This window comes from Clostridium cadaveris (assembly GCF_020911725.1).
Taxonomy (GTDB): Bacteria; Bacillota; Clostridia; order Clostridiales; family Clostridiaceae; genus Clostridium_X; species Clostridium_X cadaveris.
The window spans coordinates 2,891,425-2,912,460 of the sequence record NZ_CP076620.1; the positions used below are offsets into that span (position 1 = coordinate 2,891,425).

Genomic DNA, 21,036 nt, shown 5'->3' on the forward strand with positions numbered 1-21,036 from the left:
ATGGTGCGTCTTAAGAGATTCGAACTCCTGGCCCACGCCTTAGAAGGGCGTTGCTCTATCCAGCTGAGCTAAAGACGCTTATATGTATTTAAAAGCCAAAAGCTTTTATGGAGCGGGTGATGAGAATCGAACTCACGTAACTAGCTTGGAAGGCTAGGGCTCTACCATTGAGCTACACCCGCATATTGGAGCGGAAGACGAGATTCGAACTCGCGACGTTCACCTTGGCAAGGTGACGCTCTACCACTGAGCCACTCCCGCTTAATTGGTGCAGATGAAGGGAGTCGAACCCCCACGCCGTAGGCGCTAGATCCTAAGTCTAGTGCGTCTGCCAATTCCGCCACATCTGCATACCTTTTTATTAAATTGGTGGCTCACCGGGGAATCGAACCCCGGACACCATGATTAAAAGTCATGTGCTCTACCGACTGAGCTAGTGAACCAACTTGGCTGGGATAGCAGGATTTGAACCTACGAATGACGGAGTCAAAGTCCGTTGCCTTACCGCTTGGCGATATCCCAATGTGGGGTGAACGATGGGATTCGAACCCACGACACCCAGAGCCACAATCTGGTGCTCTACCAACTGAACTACGTCCACCACATGGTGCGTCTTAAGAGATTCGAACTCCTGGCCCACGCCTTAGAAGGGCGTTGCTCTATCCAGCTGAGCTAAAGACGCATATCATTAAAAGCTAAAAGCTTTCATGGAGCGGGTGATGAGAATCGAACTCACGTAACTAGCTTGGAAGGCTAGGGCTCTACCATTGAGCTACACCCGCATATTATTTATTTTTAAAATGGTCGGGGTGACAGGGCTTGAACCTGCGACCTCATGCTCCCAAAGCACGCGCGCTCCCATCTGCGCTACACCCCGATTCATAATCAGTGCCGTCGTCCTGACGACATAGATTATTCTACACGATATAAATTGATACGTCAATACTTTTTATAACTTTTTTTTAGTTTTTTTTAAATTTATTTTATAACATTATCTCATTATGTCCTTTAACCAAGAATTTATTACTCCATCTTTAATTTCTATGAACGCCATAGTATGTTTTAGTCCTCTTGGAAGCGATGTACTGCCTGGGTTGATAAGCCATATCCCATCATGCCTTTCAATAGATGCAATATGACTATGACCATATAGGGCTATATCAGCATTTAACTCCTTCGCTCTATAATGCAGGTTTAATAAACCGCTTTTCACTCCATATTCATGTCCATGTGTCATAAATATATTTTTACCCTCTACTTCTATGAGTTGATCTACCTTAACAGATCTCTCAATGTCACAATTTCCTTTTACAAAAACAACATCTTTCCCTGTATACTTTTTTATTATTTCTACATCACTAACGTTATCACCTAAGTGTAATATTATATCTGCATTTTTACACATCTTTGCTGCCATCTTTATATAGCTTTCATATCTATGAGTGTCACTCAGTACTGCAATAAGCACTATTATGTTCCTCCTCTACTTTATGCTTTGTACAATTTCTCTAACTTTTCCTAATGCTAAGCTTCTGTGACTTATTTTATTCTTCTCATAGCTATCAATTTCTCCAAAAGTCTTTTTATATTTTTCTATATAAAATAGAGGATCATATCCAAAACCATCTCTTCCTCTTAATTCCGTAGTAACTATTCCTCTCACTACCCCTTCTGCATCGTATGAGATTCCATTGTCATCTATAAGAGTTATATGACAAATGAAACTTCCACCTCTATTTTCCCAAGGAATATCTTTTAAATTTTCTAAAAGTTTTTCATTGTTTTTATCTGAATCTGAAGGCTCTCCCGCATATCTCGCTGAGTATACTCCTGGTTCTCCATTAAGTGCATCTACACTTATACCAGAGTCATCAGCCATCACTATAAAATTATCATATTTCTTTGATATTAAATAATCATAAATTTCTTTTGCTTTTTTATAAGAATTTTCTTTGAATGTTGTTCCATCTTCTTCTACTTCTATAAAAATCCCTTCATCTTTTAAAGACACGACTTCTATATCTATGTCCTTTAAAATTGCTTCTATCTCTTGTATTTTGTGTTTATTATTACTTGCTACTATTATTTTTTTCATATCTATCCTCCTATTGATTATAAGACTCATAAAATTTCTTATCATCTGATTCTTCTTAGATAATCGTTAAATCATATTCAGTAATTTATAAAATTTTAGAAATATATATTCACTAAATCCCATTCTCTTACATATTATTTATATAAGGATTACTTTTGAGGAGATTTAAAATTGAAGTATATAGGCCCTTTTTTAAGAATTAATTCCATGACTCCAGAAAATATATCAAATCAATTATTATACTTTTCTAGAGAATCATTAAAGCATATAGCTTTAAATTCTAGATGTGGAATAACTACATCCCTAAAGGATCTAAAGATAAAATCTACGCCTAACACTGATATTAACATATTTAAGGAGAATTCTCCACTTTTATGTGTTTATAAAAAAGCTCATGACAAAATAATAAAAGGAAAGTATGGACCTTATTGGGATGATTCTTCTTTCAAAAAAGAACTCACAGTAAGTGGTAATGTTTATATGACACTAAGCCTTTTAAAATTGGCTGATTACTATTATCAATTTGAAAAATTGGACAAGAACCTTTATTCTTTAGGAGTTCTATATTCACATATGGCAAAAGCTCAATTAGATTTCTATTTAAAATACCTAAGAAATGATGATGGAATGTTTGTAAATAAAAAGTATACTGGTTCAAATGGTAGCAACTTAGCTTTTGAAATAAAAGATGATAAATACAAAGTTTCTGACCAATGCATGCTCATGGCTGCATATTACAAGTATTCTATAGATCCAAATGCTCATGATGCAGAACAATTTAAATCCTTTTCTAAAGATATACTAAATATGTTTACCACCTATAAAGATGAATTATACGAACTTCCGTCAGAAGAGATGTACAAATTTATTATGGGGTTAAATATATACTATGAAGCTTCTAGAGATACTAATGCAGAACTTTTACTCATAGACTTAATGGACTGGGCTATTGATGACTTTTATACTCAGGAAAACAGCCACAGCAATGACATAAGTGAATATTCACTGCTTCTAATAAATATAGATATGTTTAATAAAAATATGAACTCTGAATTCTTTCTTAAGGAAAAAGAACTTTTATTGGAGAAACTCTCATTATCTTATGATGACAATATAGGCATATTTATAAAGAAGCAGGACAAAAAAGAAATCTCGTACTATGGTGAAGATTTTGTATCATATATAGCTGCAATATATTCTTTCAAAGACGACTCAAAAATTTCAAATAAAATAGTTAATGTTTATAGAAAAGGTCTTATTTCATCTGGTATCATAGGTAGCTGGCCTGATCCGCCTGCCCTAAATAATTTAGAACGATATAGAGACTTTACCCAAAAATCTGAGGATTTAATTAGTGAAGATAATTTCAAACAAAATTCCATCCCAACACCTGAGGCTTCGTCTATTGCTCCTATATTTTATAAATCAGTAAAATTTAAAACTAAAAAATATCAATTTACAGACATAAAAAATTCTTTTAATGCTGACAACTCAATATATCCTATATTTTTATGTCTTTTCTGTTTAAACTAGCTATTAATCATTTTCATAAAACTTTGTAACGAAAAAGCCCATAAATTTAGCTTAATTTCAACTAAATTCAGGGGCTTTTTTTTGTTGTTAATTATAAGTGATATTCCTATTTCATTGAAAACTCTATGGTCTTAAAGTTTATATTGTTATTTCCATCAAGCTTTAAAGACGAAATATTAGGACTTACTCCATAACTCATGCTCGTATAACATACTGGAACGTATGGTACATCTCTTTTTAATATTTGATTTAATAGAACCTTATCACTGTCACTTAAAGAAGTCTTATATTTTTGAAAAATCTTTTCATATTCAATGGATGAATATCCAGCATAATTTTTTTCGTTATCTTTTGTCCAGTAATTAAAAAAACCTGTTGGGTTTTTGCTATCTTTAAATAGCTTCAATGCAAAACTAAAGTTTCCATTTTTTAATGATTTTTCATACTCTTCCTCATCTAAATACAAGGTTTTTGCATTAATCTCTAATTCTTCCTTAAGGACATTCTTAAGTTTTTCGCCGAGAAACATAGCCGTATTATTTTTAGGGCATAGCAAAGTTATTTCTGTGTCTTTATCAAAATTCATCTCTTTAAACCATTGATTCACCTTTGATAAATTTACACTGTCATGCTCATTAGTGCTCATAACAAGCTTTGCTCCTTGTTCCCTGCTTATAAAGTTCATGTTCCCTCTTGTATCTACGAACCCACCTTCTTTATATATATCATCTTTTATATATAAAACTTTAAGTGCTTCTTCTATAGCTCTTCTAAAAACTAAATTTTCTCCTATCTTATCCTTTCGCATATTGAATACAACGGCATACATATCACCTACATAAGTGTAATCAACAAATTCCTCTAAAGACTGGCTCTCTGCTATGGGTAGATTAAATAAAAAATCTACTTTCCCAAGTCCAAAAGCAGCCGTAGCCATTTCATTACTGTTTATAGATATAACAAGCTCCTTAGCTTTAGGAGTGTCCCAATACTTTTCATTGCTTTTTAGTTTTAAAGTTTTGCCGTCTTCTAGAGAAGCTATTTTATATGGTCCACTATAATCTATCTTTTCATATTGATTTTTGTAATTCTTAAGTAAATCAAAATTTTTTCTAAGTCTAAATTCAGGTTTCGTTAAATTGTACAGGAAACTATCATCTTTGTAATTCATTCTTATCCTAAGATTTTTTTTGTCTACAGAATCTATTGCTACAGAACTAAACTGGCCTTTCCCTTGATTATAATCCTTTGCTCCAAATATACAATACATATTCTCTGCGCCTTCTATCTTTTGTTTTGGGTCTAATAAATTCTTGAAAAAATCCACAAAATCATAGGAAGTTATCTCTTTGCCATTACTCCAGAATATATCATCTCTTAATTTGAAATTGTAAGTAATTCCATCATTTGATACGCTATATTCTTTCGCTAATGCTCCTTCAATCTCTCCATTATCTCCCAAAGTTACAAGACCATCAAATAAAGCACAGGCTATTTCCTCCTCATCTTTATTTTGAAATGATACTAAAGATTCAGGCATATTTTCTAAACTGATTATAGGTACGCTTCTCTTTTCATCTTCTTTTGTAGCATTCTTTTCTATGCATCCACTAAATACTAATGGTATACATATAATAAATATCATCAAACATTTTTTCATATAATCACCCGTCATAAAATCTTATCTTAAATTATTGACAGGATTTAAAATGTTTAATCACTTAGGAATATATCTATAAAAATTCATTTCATTTAAAGATTTTTGGGTTTTTAAAAACATTTTCCCATCTATAAGCCAAATTTTTCGCAAAAAATATAGATACCTATTCATCTTTACTTTAGAATCAAATTTTCCAGTAATTATATATATTCCTTTTGATACATTTAATTCTTTTACTTTTTTCTTAAATTTCTCTACATGATTAAAGTCTACTAATCCTGATTTTTCAAATTTAAAGTAGTATTGATATTTGAATCCTCTCAATATCATTTCCATAATTTCTTTATCTTTGTATAATAAAAGATATTGTGTGTCATATTTCCAACAAATTCTGGTTATATTATAATATACATTATTGATTTTTATTTTTTTTAGTACCTCAGTATTTGCATCAATTGTTTCATTAGATTCGGCTACTTCTTTTAATATTTTTTTCATATCCCTGTCTTATAAAATTGATTTATATATTATATGATGTAAAAAACTGTGATATAATATAGCTAGTATAAAATCCTAATAATTTGGAGGTTTTTATGGTATTATTTATTCAAATATTAGCAGCTATTACTATGTTATTTTTTATAGGTATGACTATTGCTGCTTTTGTAACTTTAAATAAAATGTTTTATCAAATGAAGTATAAAAATTACATTTTGGAAAAATTAAACCAAAATATAGTTTTATTAAGAAAGGATTATGTAGATGACCAATCATTTTACAATGATTGTGACGATGAAGCTTTAGATGATGAACCCATAATAGAAAAAAAAGAAGCTGAATAAATATATACAGCTTCTTTTCATATATTCTAATATACATTAAGCATTGTAAAGCATAAAGATCCTATGGATAAAAGCATACAAATAAATGAATATGTAAATTTTGAAGTCTTATTTTTGCCATAGGTAAAAAACTTAGCCGACCACAAGAAAAATGTTATGCTCATTGATATTTGCAGTGCGTAATAATTATTTAAAAACTTGATATAAATTATATTATGAGTGGATAGAAAAACACTTATTAAAACTATTATAGTAAATGTTACTGATGCCCAGCTTAATACCGTCAAACCGTCTTTTATTAATGACTTTAACGATACTGAATTTCTATATATATTATTGTATCTCATCTGATTTCCTCCACAAAATTTTTTCTTTAACTCATTTTACTAGTTTACTATTTTAAAATACTTTTGTAAATACCACTTTATGGAATGTTAATCATTTTAAGAAAATCTTAAAATTTCATCAATTTATCATTTCAGTAAATTCATCTTCAGAAAGTATCTTAACTCCTAATTCTACAGCTTTATTATACTTGGATCCTGCTTCTTCACCTGCTAAAACATAATCTGTTTTTTTGCTTACACTAGATGATACTTTTGCACCTAAAGATTCAAATTTTGCTTTGATATCTCCTCTAGAATAGTTCTTCAAGGTTCCTGTAACGACTACTGTTTTACCTTGGAATGGATTCTCAACTACTGATGTCTCTTCAAATCTAGGAGTAACCCCTAAATTTAAAAGATCATTTATTGATTTTTGAATTCTTTCATCTTTAAAGAACTCAACTATGCTTTTTGCAACTATATCTCCTATATCTTGAATAGAAACTAGATCTTCAACCTTTGCATTTCTGATTCCATCCAAACTTTTAAAGTTCTTAGCTAAATCCTTAGAAGTTTTTACTCCTACATTAGGTATTCCTAAAGAGTATACAAATGAACTTAAATCACAATTTTTGCTTTTTTCTATAGCATTTAGTAAGTTTTGTGCTTTTTTCTCACCAAATTTCTCTAAGGTTAATAGTTCTTCCTTCTTTAAAGTATATAAATCACTTAAAGACTTTATGTCTAGTTTTTCAAATAGCTGCTCTGCAGTTTTTTCGCTAAATCCTTCTATATTCATGGCCTCCCTGCAGGCAAAATGTACTATGCTCTTTACCATTTGTGGCTTACAGGACAATGTATTCTCACAAAAATAATGTGCTCCATCCAAAACAATCTCACTTCCACAATAAGGGCAATGAGTTGGAGGTATTATCTCTTTAGTAGTTTCTGTATTTTCCTCAGCTACTCCCATGATTTCAGGAATTACATCATTAGATCTTCTTACAAATACCTTTGATCCCAGTCTAACTCCTTTTCTATGAATATCATCCATGTTATTTAAAGTGGCTCTTTTTACAGTAACTCCTGCTAATTCCACCGGTTCTAATATAGCAGTTGGACTTACTCTTCCACTTCTTCCAACATTCCATTCTACATCCATAAGAGTTGTAACTGCTTCTTGAGCTTCAAACTTATAGGCTATGGCCCATTTAGGAAATTTCACAGTATATCCAAGAAGCTCTCTAGTCCTCATATCATTTATTGCTATTACGACACCATCTATATCATAATTTAAATCAAATCTTATATGCTCTATATATTTTATTTCTTTTTCAATTTCTTCCATATCAGAGCATTGTTTTAAATAGTCATCCATTAAGAAACCTTTTTCTTTTATAAAGTCCATCATTTCCATATAAGTTTTAAATGGTGTTCCCTCATTATATCCTACATCATAGAAAAATGCCGTAAGATTTCTTTTTGCAGTTTCCTTTAAATTTAGGTTTCTTAAAGCTCCCGCTGCTCCATTTCTAAGATTCTTTAGAGGCTCTTCTGCACTTTTATTATATGCTTCAAAAGCTTCTCTAGTCATTATAGCCTCTCCATGTATCTCTATTTGATAATCATAGTCTATCTTTAGAGGAAGTGACTTTATTGTCTTTGCTTGAGCTGTAATATCCTCTCCAACCTCTCCTGTTCCTCTAGTCGCAGCTTTTACAAAAATCCCACTTTCATCATAAGTACAATTTAAAGTAAGCCCATCAAACTTTTTCGTAACAACATAAGATATTTGTGGAAGAGGGCTTTCTGCTGTTTTATTATAGTCCTCTACTGCTTTCAAATTTTTTCTATGCCAATCTTCAAGCTCTCCTAATGTCTGAGCTTTATCCAAACTCCATAACCTAGCTTTATGTGTATATTTTTTAAATTGAGGAAGTACACCATCACCAACTCTAACTGTTGGTGAATAAGGAAGCACTATCCCTGTTTCCTCTTCTAATTTTCTTAATTCATCATATTTTATATCATAATCCTTATCACTTACTGAAGGATTATCTAATACATAATATTCATGAGAATATCTATTAAGCTCTTCTATTAATTCCTCTATTCTTTTTCTCTTATCCACAGCCATTTCCTCCATGAAGCCTGATTTTACAATAATTCTATAGGTGCACTGCAAGCTAGAAGCTGCTTTATTCCATTGGCATCAAAAGCTATAGTAATTTTCTTATCTGCTCCCTCTCCACTTGAAGCGACTATAGTTCCCACACCAAACTTACTATGTTTAACTTTTCTTCCAACCACCATTTCTGATAGTTCTGCACTATCTTCCCTAATAGTTTTATTATTAACTGAAGATCCATTATTATAACTCTTATTATATAAATTTTGAAGTCCATGAGGATTTCTACCATATGAAGTATTATTTCTATATCCTCCATCAAAAGTTCTCGATGAACCTGTAAAAACCTCTCCTCTCCCATTTACATTTTCCTTTAAATCATCTGATATCTCTCTTAAAAACTCTGATTTATCATAACATTGAGTTCTACCAAAAACTCTTCTCATTTCTGCTGAAGTCATATATAAAATTTCTTCTGCTCTTGTTATACCAACATAACACAGTCTTCTAGACTCTTCCATCTCACTTGGTTCTTTAAGAGATGCTGCTCCTGGGAATATACCATTTTCCATTCCCACCATGAATACTACAGGAAATTCCAGACCTTTAGCACTGTGAACGGTCATAAGTACAACTGTATCTGCATTCTCATCATAATTATCTATATCAGATATTAAAGCAGTTTTTTCTAGGAAAGCTGAAAGACCTTTATCTTCTGATGTCTTTTCAAATTCAACTGCAGCTGATACAAGTTCCTCTAAATTGCTAACTCTACTTTCATCTTCTGGATTTTTTGAATTTTTAAGTTCATTTAAATATCCTGTTACTTCCAAAACATATTCTATAAATTCTGATACTGGAAGTACTTCTCCCATGGTCCTAAGTTCTGTAAGTATGTCTGCAAATTTGTTTATTGAAGTTATATTTCTCGCTGTAAGAGCTGAATTATTTTCTGCTTCCATAACTGCATCAAAAAGGCTTTGTTCTGAGTTATCGGCAAAAGATTGAAGTTTGGATATTGTTGCATCACCTATACTTCTCTTTGGAACATTTATTATCCTTTTCAAACTAATATCATCTGCTGGATTTGCGACTACTCTAAGGTAGGCAAGCATATCCTTAATTTCTTTTCTATCATAGAATTTTAGTCCACCAAGTATCCTATAAGGTATACCTCTTTTTATAAAAACATCTTCAAATACACGAGATTGAGCATTAGTTCTATAAAGTATTGCAAAATCCCTATAGCTCTTACCTTTTTCTTCTTTTATCTTTTGAATTTGAGAAGCTACAAATTCTCCTTCATCTCTATCAGAAGGAGCTCTGTACATTTTTATCTTTTCTCCGCTGGCTTTTTCTGTTCTTAATACCTTTCTCTTTCTTTCACTATTATTCTTTATGACCTCATTTGCTGCCATTAAAATATTTCCCATAGATCTATAATTTTGCTCGAGTTTTATTACCTTAGTTAATGGATAATCTTTCTCAAAGTCTAAAATATTTCTGAGGTCTGCTCCTCTCCACATATATATACACTGATCATCATCTCCAACCACACATATGTTCTTGTATTTATCAGCTAAAAGCCTTGTAAATTCATATTGTGCTCTGTTGGTATCCTGATATTCATCTACCATTATATATTTGAATTTTCTTTGATAAAACTCTAACACCTCTTGATTGCTTTTGAATAGTTCTATAGTTTTAAAGATAAGATTATCAAAGTCCATAGCATTATTATTCTTTAGTTTCTTCTCGTACAATATATATGCATCTGCAATTTTATTTTCTCTAAAATTATCCTCATTTTCTCTTTTAAAACTGGCTGGTCCTATAAGATTATCTTTAGCCTTACCTATTTTTGATAATATCTCATTTTCAGTTATATCCTTGTCATTTATATTAAGCTCAGCCATGCATTGTTTTATAAGAGCTTTTTGGTCATATGTATCATATATGCTAAAATCTTTTTGATATCCAATTTTATCTGCTTCTCTCCTGAGAATTCTCACGCAAGTTGAATGGAATGTAGAAATCCACATGTATTCTGCTTCATCTCCAACTAGCGTTCTAACTCTGTCTTTCATTTCTCCTGCAGCTTTATTGGTGAAAGTTATAGCTAATATTTGAGAAGGATATATAGCTAAATCATTTATCATGTGTGCTATTCTGTGTGTAAGTACTCTTGTCTTTCCACTTCCTGCTCCAGCTAATATAAGCACTTGGCCATCTATGGTAGTAGCACCTTCATATTGTTCCTTATTTAATAGAGATTTTAAGTCCATTAAATCACTCCCTTTCGTGATGTACAAATTATTATATCACAATATATTAATTCTTTTAATCCTCATATATTAAAGGGAGGTTTCCCTCCCCTTATTCTTTATGTCTCAATATGTTTATACAAGTTAAGATTATTCGTTTTTTAAATCCATACGTTCTAAGACTGTTTTATATCCATCACTGCCATAATTCAATGCTTTATTAACTCTGCTTATTGTTGCAGTGCTAGCCCCAGTTTTATGAGCTATTTCCTGATACGTCTTTTTATCTTGAAGCATTTTTGCCACTTGCAGCCTTTGCTCTAAAGATTTTATTTCATTAATAGTACAAATGTCTTCAAAGAATCGATAACACTCTTCTATAGTGTTTAATTTTAAAATTGCTTCAAATAATAAATCCAATTCTTCACTTTGCAATTTTGACTTGTACTCCATCATGAATTATAACACCCCTCACTAATCCTACTATTAATTTATATATTACCATTAATTTCATTGTTATACTATAGTTTTTGAAATAACTTAATTTTTCGCAAAAAAAACACAACCCTTGGGGGAAGGTTGTGCTTGGGAATAAATAAAAAGGGGGCTATCTATCTTTTTATTTATCTTGCATGCATTATTATAGTAAATTCCCCTTTTTTATTCAACCACACTAAAATTAGTAATTAGTAATTTTAAATTCCTTACATTAAAAAATTCTTATATTCTTCTTTACTGAATAATAAATGTCATATTTATTTGCTATCTTTATACTATATTTGTTAAATTTTAAACATTGACTTAAATTGATTTTAGCACCATTATCTCTTCATCTGTAAGCTCCCTATATTGGCCTTCCTCTAACTCTTCGTCTAAGTCTATAGGTCCAAACTTTATCCTCTTTAAATAAATCACCTTTTTCTCTAGAGCTTCAAACATTCTTTTTACTTGATGAAACTTTCCTTCATGAATGGTCACTAAAACCTCGCTAAATTCTTCCTCGCTCTTTATTATTTCAAGTTTTCCAGGAAGACACTTGTATCCATCATCAATAGTTATGCCTCTTTCAAAAGCTCTTTGATCCTTCTCGTTTACACCCTTGTTGATATGAGCATAATATACTTTGTCAACATGATTTTTAGGCGATATAAGTCTGTGATTTAGTTCTCCATCATTAGTAAGAAGAAGAAGTCCAACTGTATCCTTATCTAATCTTCCTACTGGAAATGGATTGAAAACCGCATCTTCCGGTTCAAGCAAATCGACTACCGTAGGGTCAAACTTATCAAATGTGGCTGAAACATAGCCATCTGCCTTATTCATAAGAAGATAAACGTATTTTTTATATTCAATTCTTTCCCCATTTATCTCGATAACAGATTTATCTGGGTCTATTTGAACTGAGCTGTCTTTTAAAATAACTCCATCAACAGTTACATTTCCCTTTTTAACTATTGCCTTTATTTCTTTTCTGCTTCCATAACCTAAGTTTGAAAGTACTTTATCTAATCTTTCCATCAGTTATCCTCCATGTATATATACTAATATTTATAGTATATGTAATTTTTCTTTAGTGCAAGAGATTTTATATCTGCCATATTAATATTTATATAGCATCTTCAGTATCTGTTGATTTTTCTACATTAAATTCATAAAGCTTATAATCTTCATATGCTGACTTTTTATGAAAACTTTTTGCAAGAACCAATAATTTATGAACCCCTTCCGCAAAAGGCATAAAGGAATAAAAATTTTTCTTGCTGTAACTTTGAACTCTCTTCCAATCTCCTCTTTCCATTAAATAAAATTCATATACAACGTCACGACCTCCACTGCTTTCTACAAAAAAATCTACTCCGTTATTTACATGTATAACAGGTACACTAGCTTTTATTTTTATATCAGTAACAGGGAGAGTATCATGTACTAATATCTTCACTTGCTTTTTGCAATCATATTCCTTTTTACTAAATTTATTTTTTCCATATATATCAACGACATACTTTCCACTTACCTTTGGAATAAAACAATATCTTTTACTAATTCCATATTGAGTTTCCTCAACAATTCTATCATTTATAGTAAGAGTATATTTTATATAAGTATTTGATGTATTTTCAGCTATTATATCAAGAGCTATTTTATCCTTTATCCTATAATATTCATTAGAATTCATAAGGACATAATCTAAAGTTCCTGATATAAATTCCTGTACATTAAAGCATTCAAAGGTCTCACAATCAAATTCTTTGGTAGATCCTATGTCCTTTACTCTAATATGGAGCTTATAATTTCCGCCTTTATTTGGTGTAAAGCTCATCCAATTTGACTTGCTGTAATCTCTACATTCTACCTCTTCATCTTCATTGTATACTTTAAATTGATATAATGGATCAATTCCTCCTGTAGTATCTACACGTACAGTTATAGTTTCTCCTTTTACATAATTTCTCGCTTTATCTATTACTATATTCTTTATTTTTATAGGAACATACTGTTCATTTGTTATTTCAAAATTCATAGAACTCATGGCTTCGTATTCTTCTTTTGAGGATACATCTTTTACAAAGGTTTTTATTGTATACTGTCCTTCTGCTTTAGACTTCCATACAAAAGTATTCATTCTAGTAAATCCGCTGTCTTCTTCATGGATGCCTTCTATCAGAAATCTATATCTTAGGTCTTTCCCTCCAACAGCTAGAGTCTGAAAAGATATCTCTCTATTTAATAATTGTGGTGATGCCATATCGCTATTAAAGTTTAATATCTTCACATCATTGTAAGGTTTTACTTCATAATTTAAAATAGCTCTATCATCATATTCCTCTAAAGAATACATATCCTTTATCATACATAGAAGCTTGTAATTTCCTTGATTCTTTTCTATATAAGAGAATATAGGCTTCGTAGAATAATCTTGACTGAATTCTACATGTCCATTTTTATCTGCTTTATAGAATTTATATAAAACATTCTTGTTTTCTTTATTTAATACATCGACTTTAACCGCAATTTCCTCATCAACTAAAAAATCACCCTCAGTTAATGGTGTGAAACCCGAGATTTCCACTGGAATAGGTTCTCTTACATTGAATCTCACAGTTTTAAAGTCATCAAATTTATTTGAAGAATTTATATTTTTACATTCAACTAAAATTTCTTGACTACCTTGATCCTGTATAGTGTATATTAGTACATTTTCAATGCTGTAATCTTTTATGAGCTCCCATGAATCTTCAACTCGTATCCAATATCTATACATAACATCAGTGTAATTTGTTTCAACAACTAAAGTAAGTTTTTCTCCTACTCTATATTCATCTTTATTTAGTCTTATATAGTTTATTATATCTTCGTTATCATCTTCTCCTATTTTATAAGAAATTCTTGAAACATAAATAGAATTTTTCTTACCTTCTTTTTCTTTTGCCTGAACCATTACTATATATTCCCCATTATTTATTGGATTCCAAGTGCATATCTTTTCTTCAGAATAGTCTTTAATTGTTTTCCACAATCCTTTATTTCCAATCATAAATTTGTAAAGTAAATTTTTTTTATATTCATTAGCAATAATTATATTTTTACCATTATGCACTTTTTGTGGCTCTTGTGACTCAATTTTTATCTCTATCTCGTTCATCTTTAGACCCCCGCAATATGATATATATTTTAATTATACTATAATTCCATATTTTGTAATAGGGTTTTCAGGACTATTTTACCGATTTTAAGAATAATTAATTTATTTATTTGTAAAACTACTCTTAAGGAGGTGTTGATTATGCCAGGATTTACAAAAGGTACGTTCATAGATTACAAATTTAATAGTGATCCAAAAAATCCAAAGGATAAAAATATTCTTACTAGTTCTACCATAGTTCAAGGATATGAAAATATAATAAATACTGATGATATAGCAAAAGAAGTAAAGTCTAATGTTAAGAATGAGTTTAAGTAATTATCCTCAAAATTCAAAGGGATATCTGAAAATCTTCAGACATCCCTTTATTAATTACTTATTACTACATATTATATTGTTTAAGGACCTATAAAGCCTTTCATCATCTTCTTTAGACCTTTTCTTTGGACCTTTTGTTCTTTGTCCTCCACGTCTTGCTTTAGCCTTCATATGCCTTTCAAAAAGCAATCTATCAATATTACTCTCATCATATACAAACCCTGAAGGACTAACTGCAAATGCCTTTTTTGATATCACCATAGCTGCAACACCATAATCTTGAGTTACCACGATATCCTTAGCAATGCAATTATTAAATAGTATATTGTCTACACTTTGAAACTCACTATCACATACTTTTACCTCACCATAATTCAATGTAATTACGTGATTAATATCACAATATACTATTAAATCAAGCTGATGCTTTTTAGCTACACTTTCGATTATATCACGTCCTGCGCAACCATCACCATCTACTAAAATCCTCATTATAATCTCTTTTCTAACTCTGCCTTTAACTCTTCATATCCTGGCTTTCCTAAAAGAGCAAACATATTCTTCTTATAAGCTTCTACTCCTGGTTGATTGAATGGATTAACTCCTAGTAAGTATCCACCTATTCCACATGCTTTTTCAAAGAAAAATACCATTTGTCCAAAATAGTATGGAGTCATTTCAGGTATATTTATTATCATATTAGGTACTCCACCATCATGATGGGCAAGAAGTGTTCCTTCAAATGCCTTATCATTTACAAACTGCATTGTCTTTCCTGCAAGGAAATTTAATCCATCTATGTTTTCAGGTGATGCCTCTATTTCTACTTCTGATGGAACCTTTTCTACTTGAAGAACTGTTTCAAACATAGTTCTAGCACCTTCTTGTATGAACTGTCCCATTGAGTGAAGGTCTGTAGAGAAATCTACTGCTGCTGGGAATATTCCCTTATTGTCTTTTCCATCGCTTTCTCCATAAAGCTGTTTCCACCATTCACCAATAAAATGTAATCTTGGCTCATAATTAACTAAGATCTCTATATCTTTTCCTTTTCTATTTAATATATTTCTTACTGCAGCATATTTATAGCAGTCATTTCCCATAACATTTTCATTAGCAAAATAATCAGCTGCATCCTTTGCACCTTCCATTATTTCATCTATATTAACTCCTGAAACTGCTATTGGAAGTAGACCTACAGCTGTTAATACTGAATATCTTCCTCCTACATTGTCAGGTATTACAAATGTTTCATAACCCTCTGCATCTGATAAAGATTTTAAAGCTCCTCTGCTCTTATCCGTAGTCGCAAATATCCTTTCTTTTGCGCCTTCTTTTCCATATTTCTTTTCCATCAAATCCTTGAACACTCTAAATGCAATAGCTGGTTCTGTAGTAGTTCCAGATTTAGATATGACATTTACAGAAATGTCTTTGTCCTTAACTAGATTTAAAAGATCATTCATATATGTTGAACTTATATTGTTTCCCACAAAAAAGATATATGGGTTTTTTCTCTCTTCTTTTTCTATAGAGTTAAAGAAACTATTATTTAACATTTCTATAGCTGCTCTAGCTCCTAAATAAGAACCACCTATTCCGATTACTATAAGAACTTCTGAATTCTTTTTTATCTTTTCTGCTGCATTTTTTATTCTTGTAAATTCTTCTTTGTCATAATCATAAGGTAATGAAAGCCATCCTAAAAAGTCATTACCTGCTCCAGTTCCTTCATGAAGTTTTTTGTGAGCATCCTTAACCATTTCCTGCATATACTCTATCTCATGGTCAACTACATAAGGATTGATTTTTGATAAATCTAAGCTTAACATTTTCTTCATATCTTTTACCTCCAGTTTACTCTATAATTTCTTTCTTATTATATCATAATTCTTTTGCATATATTAATCTAACACACCTTAATAATGATTACTTTTCCCTATGTTAACGTTTAATATATAAAAAAAGTACTAAAAAATCTTTTTTTAGATTCCTTAGTACTCATTATAAAACAAATTTCATTAGCCTCCCATTAGCACTTTTACTACAAACCAAATTAATGCTCCCCATATTGCAAATCCAATTAAGACTATAGGCAAAATCACACTATATTGCGCTATAATCATTGCAAATACATCTTTCATTGAAATCTTTTCTCTAGTTTCTCTATTGTTCTCCATATAGCCACCTCCATTAGTATTATAATATCACGTCATATATTATTTATCTATACTTTAAAGATTTTAAAAGCAAAGGTAGATGAATATATCTTTCATCTACCTATTGTTTTAAACTAAGTGACAAGCAACAAAGTGGTCATTGCCTACACATTTATATTCAGGAATTTCCTCACTACACTTCTTAGTAGCATAAGGACATCTAGTATGGAACTTACATCCTGATGGTGGATTTGCAGGAGATGGAATATCTCCTTTTAATATAATTCTGTTCTTCTTTATAGTAGGATCTGGTATTGGAACTGCTGCAAGCAATGCTTTTGTATATGGATGTACTGGATGAGCATAAAGTTCATCCTTTGGTGCAAGCTCAACAAGAGATCCTAGGTACATAACTCCTACTTTATGAGAGATATGTTTAACTACGCTAAGGTCATGGGATATAAATAGGTATGAGAAACCTGATTTATCCTGTGATTCCATAAGCAAATTAATTATCTGTGATTGAATTGATACGTCTAGAGCTGAAACTGGTTCGTCAGCAACTATAAACTCTGGGTTTAAGATAAGAGCTCTAGCTATACCTATTCTTTGTCTTTGTCCACCTGAGAATTCATGGGGATATCTTCTTATATGATAAGGAGCTAATCCACAGACTTCCATTACTTGAAGAACTTTGTCCGTAACCTCTGATTTGGTAGCAAGATTATGCTCTAAAAGTGCTTCCCCTATTATTTCACCAACTGTTATTCTTGGGTTTAGTGAACTATAAGGGTCTTGGAAAATTATTTGCATCTCTGGTCTTAAACTTCTTAATTGCTTCTTATTTAAAGAATGTAAATCAGTGCCTTTAAAAATTACATTTCCATCAGTCTTTTCTAGAAGTCTAAGAATTGTTCTTCCTGTAGTAGATTTTCCACATCCAGATTCTCCAACAAGTCCAAGGGTTTCACCCTTTTTTATTTCAAATGATATATCATCTACAGCCTTTACATATCCAACAGTTTTTTGTACAACTCCGGCCTTGATAGGAAAATACTTCTTTAGATTTTCAACCTTTAAAATAGTCTCTTCTGCCATTATTTTCCCTCCTCGTATAACCAGCAAGCTACTTTATGACCTGGTTTAACTTCTTTCAAGTCAGGTATTTCTTGCTTACATTTTTCAAATCTCTTTTCACACCTGTCACAGAAATAACAATAATCAGGCATTCCTATTGGATTAGGTACTTGTCCTGGTATAGAATAAAGCCTTCCTGATTCTTCTTCTTTGTTTATGCTAGGCTTTGATTTTAACAATCCTTTTGTGTATGGATGCATTGGATTTGCGAATAGCTCTTCTACTGGAGCTTCTTCAACAACCTTTCCTGCATACATAACTACTACATAGTCAGCCATTTCAGCTATAACTCCTAAGTCATGAGTTATAAGCATTATAGCTGTATTCAGCTTTTCTTTAAGGTCTTTCATAAGTTCTAGAATTTGTGCCTGTATAGTAACATCAAGAGCTGTTGTAGGTTCGTCAGCTATTAAAAGCTTTGGATTACAAGATAGCGCCATAGCTATCATAACTCTTTGTCTCATACCTCCTGATAATTCATGAGGATATGCATCTACAATTTCATCTGATCTTGGTATACCAACAAGTTTTAACATTTCTATAGCTTTATTCCTAGCCTCTTCTTTAGTAAGCTTTTGATGAAGCAATACAGCTTCTGATATTTGCTTTCCTACTGTAAAGACAGGATTTAAAGAAGTCATAGGCTCTTGGAATATAACAGAAATTTTATTTCCTCTTATTTCTCTCATTTCATTTTCAGGAATTGAAAGAACACTTCTTCCTTCGAATAATATATCTCCTCCTACAATCTTTCCTGGAGGATTTGGTATAAGTCTCATAAGAGACATGGATGTAACAGATTTACCACATCCTGATTCTCCAACTATACCAACAGTTTCTCCTTCTTTTATCTTGAAAGATACGTCATTTACCGCTTTAACTATTCCGTCTTCTGTATAGAAATAAGTTTTTAAGTTCTTGAATTCTACTAATGTGTTGTTAGCCATAATAATCCCCCCTACTTCTTAAGCTTTGGATCTATGGCGTCTCTTAATCCATCACCAAATAAATTTATCGCCATAACTGTTATGAAAATACATATTCCTGGTGGTATCCAAAGCCATCCTCTATTTTTTAAGTTATAAAAGTCGTTAACCGTTTGAATTAAGTTACCCCAAGATGGTGTAGGAGCAACAACTCCAAGTCCCAAATAACTTAATGAGGATTCTGATAGTATAGTTCCGCCAAGTCCTAACGTAGCGTTAACGATTATGATTGGCACAACATTCGGAAATATATGTCTAAACATTTTTTTACTATCTCTGATTCCTAAAGCATCTGCAGCCTGCATATATTCTTGCTCTCTGATAGAAAGAACTTGTCCTCTTATCATTCTACAGAGTCCTGGCCAAGATAGGAATCCCAGTATAAACATAACTACAAACATTCTATATTCTGGTGGGAAATTCATATCTGAAAGTACTGCAGCAACAATAAGTAATAGTGGTAATGATGGTAAACTCATAAATACGTCAACTATTCTCATTATGATACTGTCAACTATTCCACCATAATATCCAGCTACTATTCCTAAAATAGTACCTAATACTACTTGAATTAATACCGCAGATATTCCAACAAATAAAGATATTTGTCCACCTTTTATTACTCTAAGGAATACGTCTCTACCAAGGTTATCAGTTCCAAGAAGGAATTTTCCTGAAGGTTTTTCAAACTTCATTCCAACCATATCTGTATAGTCATATCCCTTTACAAGTTTAAATACTGTTGGTCCAAGCATACATACTAATATCATTACAATTAGCATTATTAGACCAATTATAGCTAATCTATTTTTTCTAAGCCTTTTCCAAGCTACAGTCCAAGGTGATTCTATTTTTTCTACCTTTGTCTTTTGAGTATTTTCAACTCCTTTATTTTCTGCCATGCTATACCCCTCCTCTACTTAAGTCTTATTCTTGGGTCAACTAATGCATAAGTTACGTCTGCAATTAGATTTCCCAATAAAGTCAAAATTGCAAGTAAGACTTCAAAGCCCATTAGTAAAGGATAGTCTCTGCCGTTTATAGCTTCTATAGCAACTCTACCAATTCCAGGCCAAGCAAATACCTGTTCAGTAAGAATTGCCCCGCCAAATAATCCTGGCAGCTGCATCGCAAGTATAGTAATTATAGGTATCATTGCATTTCTAAGTGCATGCTTATAAATAACAACCTTTTCAGATAAGCCCTTAGATCTAGCTGTTCTGATATAGTCTTGTCTTATAACTTCAAGCATAGCAGTTCTTGTGTATCTCATAAGACCTGCAAGAGAAATCAATGTAAGTACAATAAGTGGTAGTGCCATATGCTTCATTACATCTAATACATGAGCAATTCCTGTTGCATTTACTCCTGTAGATATCATACCTGAAACCGGGAAAATAGCTAGGTCTACTGCAAATATTTTAATCAGCACCATACCAAAGAAGAAAGATGGTATGGATACCCCAAACAAAGCAAATATGGTAAAGAATTTATCAAAAACCGAGTACTGCTTCGTAGCAGAAACGACTCCTATAGGTATTGCAATTAATGTGCTTAAGAAAAATGATCCTAATGATAGCCAAAATGAATTCCACACATAAGTATCGATGACTGTAGATACTTTTTCCTTGTGCTTTATTGAATCACCAAAATCAAATTGCACCGCTTTTTTAGCCCAGTTAAAATATCTTTCAACTGGATTACCAACTAAACCATATTGTTTTTTTAGATCCATTAATTTTTCTTGAGATATGTTAGGATTTGCAATATTATCTACAGCGTCTCCTGGAGCCATAGCAAATATTACAAAAAGTAAAAAGGATATACCTATAATAACTGGTATCATTTCAAGCAATCTTCTAGTTATATACTGCCTCATTCTAATCCCCCTCTGATTTTCTTCTTAAATGCCCGAGAATTTCTCCTCGGGCACTTCTCTCATTTA

The 21,036-nt window shown here is 31.7% G+C and carries 20 protein-coding genes and 10 tRNA genes; 3 read left to right on the top strand and 27 right to left on the bottom strand.

Going from position 1 to position 21,036, the window contains the following annotated elements:
• Nucleotide 1: 1 nt before the first annotated feature.
• From KQH81_RS13890 to rdgB, 12 genes are all read right to left on the bottom strand, one after another.
• A tRNA-Arg gene (locus KQH81_RS13890) sits at nt 2-78 on the bottom strand.
• Nucleotides 79-108: 30 nt separating this feature from the next.
• Nucleotides 109-182 (bottom strand) — tRNA-Gly (locus tag KQH81_RS13895).
• A gap of 4 nt (nt 183-186) precedes the next feature.
• A tRNA-Gly gene (locus KQH81_RS13900) sits at nt 187-261 on the bottom strand.
• A 5-nt stretch (nt 262-266) separates the two neighbouring features.
• A tRNA-Leu gene (locus KQH81_RS13905) sits at nt 267-350 on the bottom strand.
• A 17-nt stretch (nt 351-367) separates the two neighbouring features.
• Nucleotides 368-443: transfer RNA gene (locus tag KQH81_RS13910), tRNA-Lys, on the bottom strand.
• Nucleotides 444-447: 4 nt separating this feature from the next.
• Nucleotides 448-522: transfer RNA gene (locus KQH81_RS13915), tRNA-Gln, on the bottom strand.
• A 3-nt stretch (nt 523-525) separates the two neighbouring features.
• Nucleotides 526-601, bottom strand: a tRNA-His gene (locus KQH81_RS13920).
• A 4-nt stretch (nt 602-605) separates the two neighbouring features.
• A tRNA-Arg gene (locus KQH81_RS13925) sits at nt 606-682 on the bottom strand.
• Between the two features lie 26 nt (nt 683-708).
• Nucleotides 709-782 (bottom strand) — tRNA-Gly (locus tag KQH81_RS13930).
• A gap of 19 nt (nt 783-801) precedes the next feature.
• A tRNA-Pro gene (locus KQH81_RS13935) sits at nt 802-877 on the bottom strand.
• Nucleotides 878-991: 114 nt separating this feature from the next.
• The gene (locus tag KQH81_RS13940) at nt 992-1,468 is read right to left on the bottom strand and encodes a metallophosphoesterase (protein WP_027637563.1); all 477 of its coding nucleotides are present in this window, start codon (nt 1,466-1,468) and stop codon (nt 992-994) included.
• A 15-nt stretch (nt 1,469-1,483) separates the two neighbouring features.
• A complete protein-coding gene (rdgB, locus tag KQH81_RS13945; protein WP_027637564.1) occupies nt 1,484-2,095 on the bottom strand; it encodes an RdgB/HAM1 family non-canonical purine NTP pyrophosphatase in 612 nt (203 codons plus the stop codon).
• Nucleotides 2,096-2,266: 171 nt separating this feature from the next.
• On the opposite strand from rdgB, the gene KQH81_RS13950 reads away from it, so the two are divergent.
• The gene (locus KQH81_RS13950) at nt 2,267-3,628 is read left to right on the top strand and encodes a hypothetical protein (RefSeq protein ID WP_099335978.1); all 1,362 of its coding nucleotides are present in this window, start codon (nt 2,267-2,269) and stop codon (nt 3,626-3,628) included.
• A 106-nt stretch (nt 3,629-3,734) separates the two neighbouring features.
• On the opposite strand, the gene KQH81_RS13955 is transcribed toward KQH81_RS13950, so the two are convergent.
• The gene (locus KQH81_RS13955) at nt 3,735-5,288 is read right to left on the bottom strand and encodes an ABC transporter substrate-binding protein (RefSeq protein WP_180269217.1); all 1,554 of its coding nucleotides are present in this window, start codon (nt 5,286-5,288) and stop codon (nt 3,735-3,737) included.
• 57 nt (nt 5,289-5,345) lie between these two features.
• Nucleotides 5,346-5,786, bottom strand: a complete 441-nt coding sequence (locus KQH81_RS13960) for a hypothetical protein (RefSeq protein ID WP_027637567.1) — start codon at nt 5,784-5,786, stop codon at nt 5,346-5,348.
• A 95-nt stretch (nt 5,787-5,881) separates the two neighbouring features.
• Here KQH81_RS13960 and KQH81_RS13965 point away from each other — a divergent pair, with 95 nt between their 5' ends.
• Nucleotides 5,882-6,130 (top strand): hypothetical protein, encoded by a 249-nt coding sequence (locus KQH81_RS13965; RefSeq protein ID WP_035770265.1) that lies wholly within the window; start codon nt 5,882-5,884, stop codon nt 6,128-6,130.
• Nucleotides 6,131-6,156: 26 nt separating this feature from the next.
• Here the strand turns inward: KQH81_RS13965 and KQH81_RS13970 are convergent, their stop codons facing one another.
• The 6 genes from KQH81_RS13970 to KQH81_RS13995 all read right to left on the bottom strand — a co-directional run bounded on the left by KQH81_RS13970 (nt 6,157) and on the right by KQH81_RS13995 (nt 14,491).
• Nucleotides 6,157-6,477, bottom strand: coding sequence for a hypothetical protein (locus KQH81_RS13970; RefSeq protein ID WP_230028420.1), 321 nt, complete (start codon nt 6,475-6,477; stop codon nt 6,157-6,159).
• Between the two features lie 118 nt (nt 6,478-6,595).
• Entirely contained in the window at nt 6,596-8,587 is a 1,992-nt protein-coding gene (gene ligA / locus KQH81_RS13975; RefSeq protein WP_407647303.1) for an NAD-dependent DNA ligase LigA, read from the bottom strand.
• A 26-nt stretch (nt 8,588-8,613) separates the two neighbouring features.
• The gene (pcrA, locus tag KQH81_RS13980) at nt 8,614-10,869 is read right to left on the bottom strand and encodes a DNA helicase PcrA (RefSeq protein ID WP_230028424.1); all 2,256 of its coding nucleotides are present in this window, start codon (nt 10,867-10,869) and stop codon (nt 8,614-8,616) included.
• 129 nt (nt 10,870-10,998) lie between these two features.
• On the bottom strand, nt 10,999-11,304 hold the full coding sequence (locus KQH81_RS13985) for a YerC/YecD family TrpR-related protein (protein ID WP_027637570.1): 306 nt from the start codon (nt 11,302-11,304) through the stop codon (nt 10,999-11,001).
• A gap of 345 nt (nt 11,305-11,649) precedes the next feature.
• The gene (locus tag KQH81_RS13990) at nt 11,650-12,366 is read right to left on the bottom strand and encodes a pseudouridine synthase (RefSeq protein WP_178310692.1); all 717 of its coding nucleotides are present in this window, start codon (nt 12,364-12,366) and stop codon (nt 11,650-11,652) included.
• A gap of 88 nt (nt 12,367-12,454) precedes the next feature.
• The gene (locus KQH81_RS13995; protein WP_027637572.1) at nt 12,455-14,491 is read right to left on the bottom strand and encodes a triple tyrosine motif-containing protein; all 2,037 of its coding nucleotides are present in this window, start codon (nt 14,489-14,491) and stop codon (nt 12,455-12,457) included.
• 141 nt (nt 14,492-14,632) lie between these two features.
• Between KQH81_RS13995 and KQH81_RS14000 the strand changes: the two genes are divergently transcribed.
• Complete coding sequence (locus tag KQH81_RS14000) at nt 14,633-14,809, top strand: hypothetical protein (protein ID WP_155850223.1); 177 nt, start codon at nt 14,633-14,635, stop codon at nt 14,807-14,809.
• A gap of 54 nt (nt 14,810-14,863) precedes the next feature.
• Here the strand turns inward: KQH81_RS14000 and KQH81_RS14005 are convergent, their stop codons facing one another.
• The 7 genes from KQH81_RS14005 to KQH81_RS14035 all read right to left on the bottom strand — a co-directional run bounded on the left by KQH81_RS14005 (nt 14,864) and on the right by KQH81_RS14035 (nt 20,970).
• Entirely contained in the window at nt 14,864-15,301 is a 438-nt protein-coding gene (locus KQH81_RS14005) for a YaiI/YqxD family protein (RefSeq protein WP_099335982.1), read from the bottom strand.
• Nucleotides 15,301-16,650 (bottom strand): glucose-6-phosphate isomerase, encoded by a 1,350-nt coding sequence (locus tag KQH81_RS14010; protein WP_027637574.1) that lies wholly within the window; start codon nt 16,648-16,650, stop codon nt 15,301-15,303. The genes KQH81_RS14005 and KQH81_RS14010 overlap by 1 nt, the downstream gene beginning before the upstream one ends.
• A gap of 180 nt (nt 16,651-16,830) precedes the next feature.
• Nucleotides 16,831-16,989, bottom strand: a complete 159-nt coding sequence (locus KQH81_RS14015; protein WP_155850225.1) for a hypothetical protein — start codon at nt 16,987-16,989, stop codon at nt 16,831-16,833.
• Nucleotides 16,990-17,097: 108 nt separating this feature from the next.
• Nucleotides 17,098-18,066 carry an ABC transporter ATP-binding protein gene (locus tag KQH81_RS14020; protein WP_230028427.1) on the bottom strand — a complete coding sequence of 323 codons (969 nt, stop codon included), beginning with the start codon at nt 18,064-18,066 and terminating at the stop codon, nt 17,098-17,100.
• The gene (locus tag KQH81_RS14025) at nt 18,066-19,052 is read right to left on the bottom strand and encodes an ABC transporter ATP-binding protein (RefSeq protein ID WP_027637576.1); all 987 of its coding nucleotides are present in this window, start codon (nt 19,050-19,052) and stop codon (nt 18,066-18,068) included. The genes KQH81_RS14020 and KQH81_RS14025 overlap by 1 nt, the downstream gene beginning before the upstream one ends.
• Before the next feature lie 11 nt (nt 19,053-19,063).
• Entirely contained in the window at nt 19,064-19,993 is a 930-nt protein-coding gene (opp4C, locus tag KQH81_RS14030; protein WP_027637577.1) for an oligopeptide ABC transporter permease, read from the bottom strand.
• Between the two features lie 14 nt (nt 19,994-20,007).
• Nucleotides 20,008-20,970 carry an ABC transporter permease gene (locus KQH81_RS14035; RefSeq protein WP_027637578.1) on the bottom strand — a complete coding sequence of 321 codons (963 nt, stop codon included), beginning with the start codon at nt 20,968-20,970 and terminating at the stop codon, nt 20,008-20,010.
• Nucleotides 20,971-21,036 lie beyond the last annotated feature (66 nt).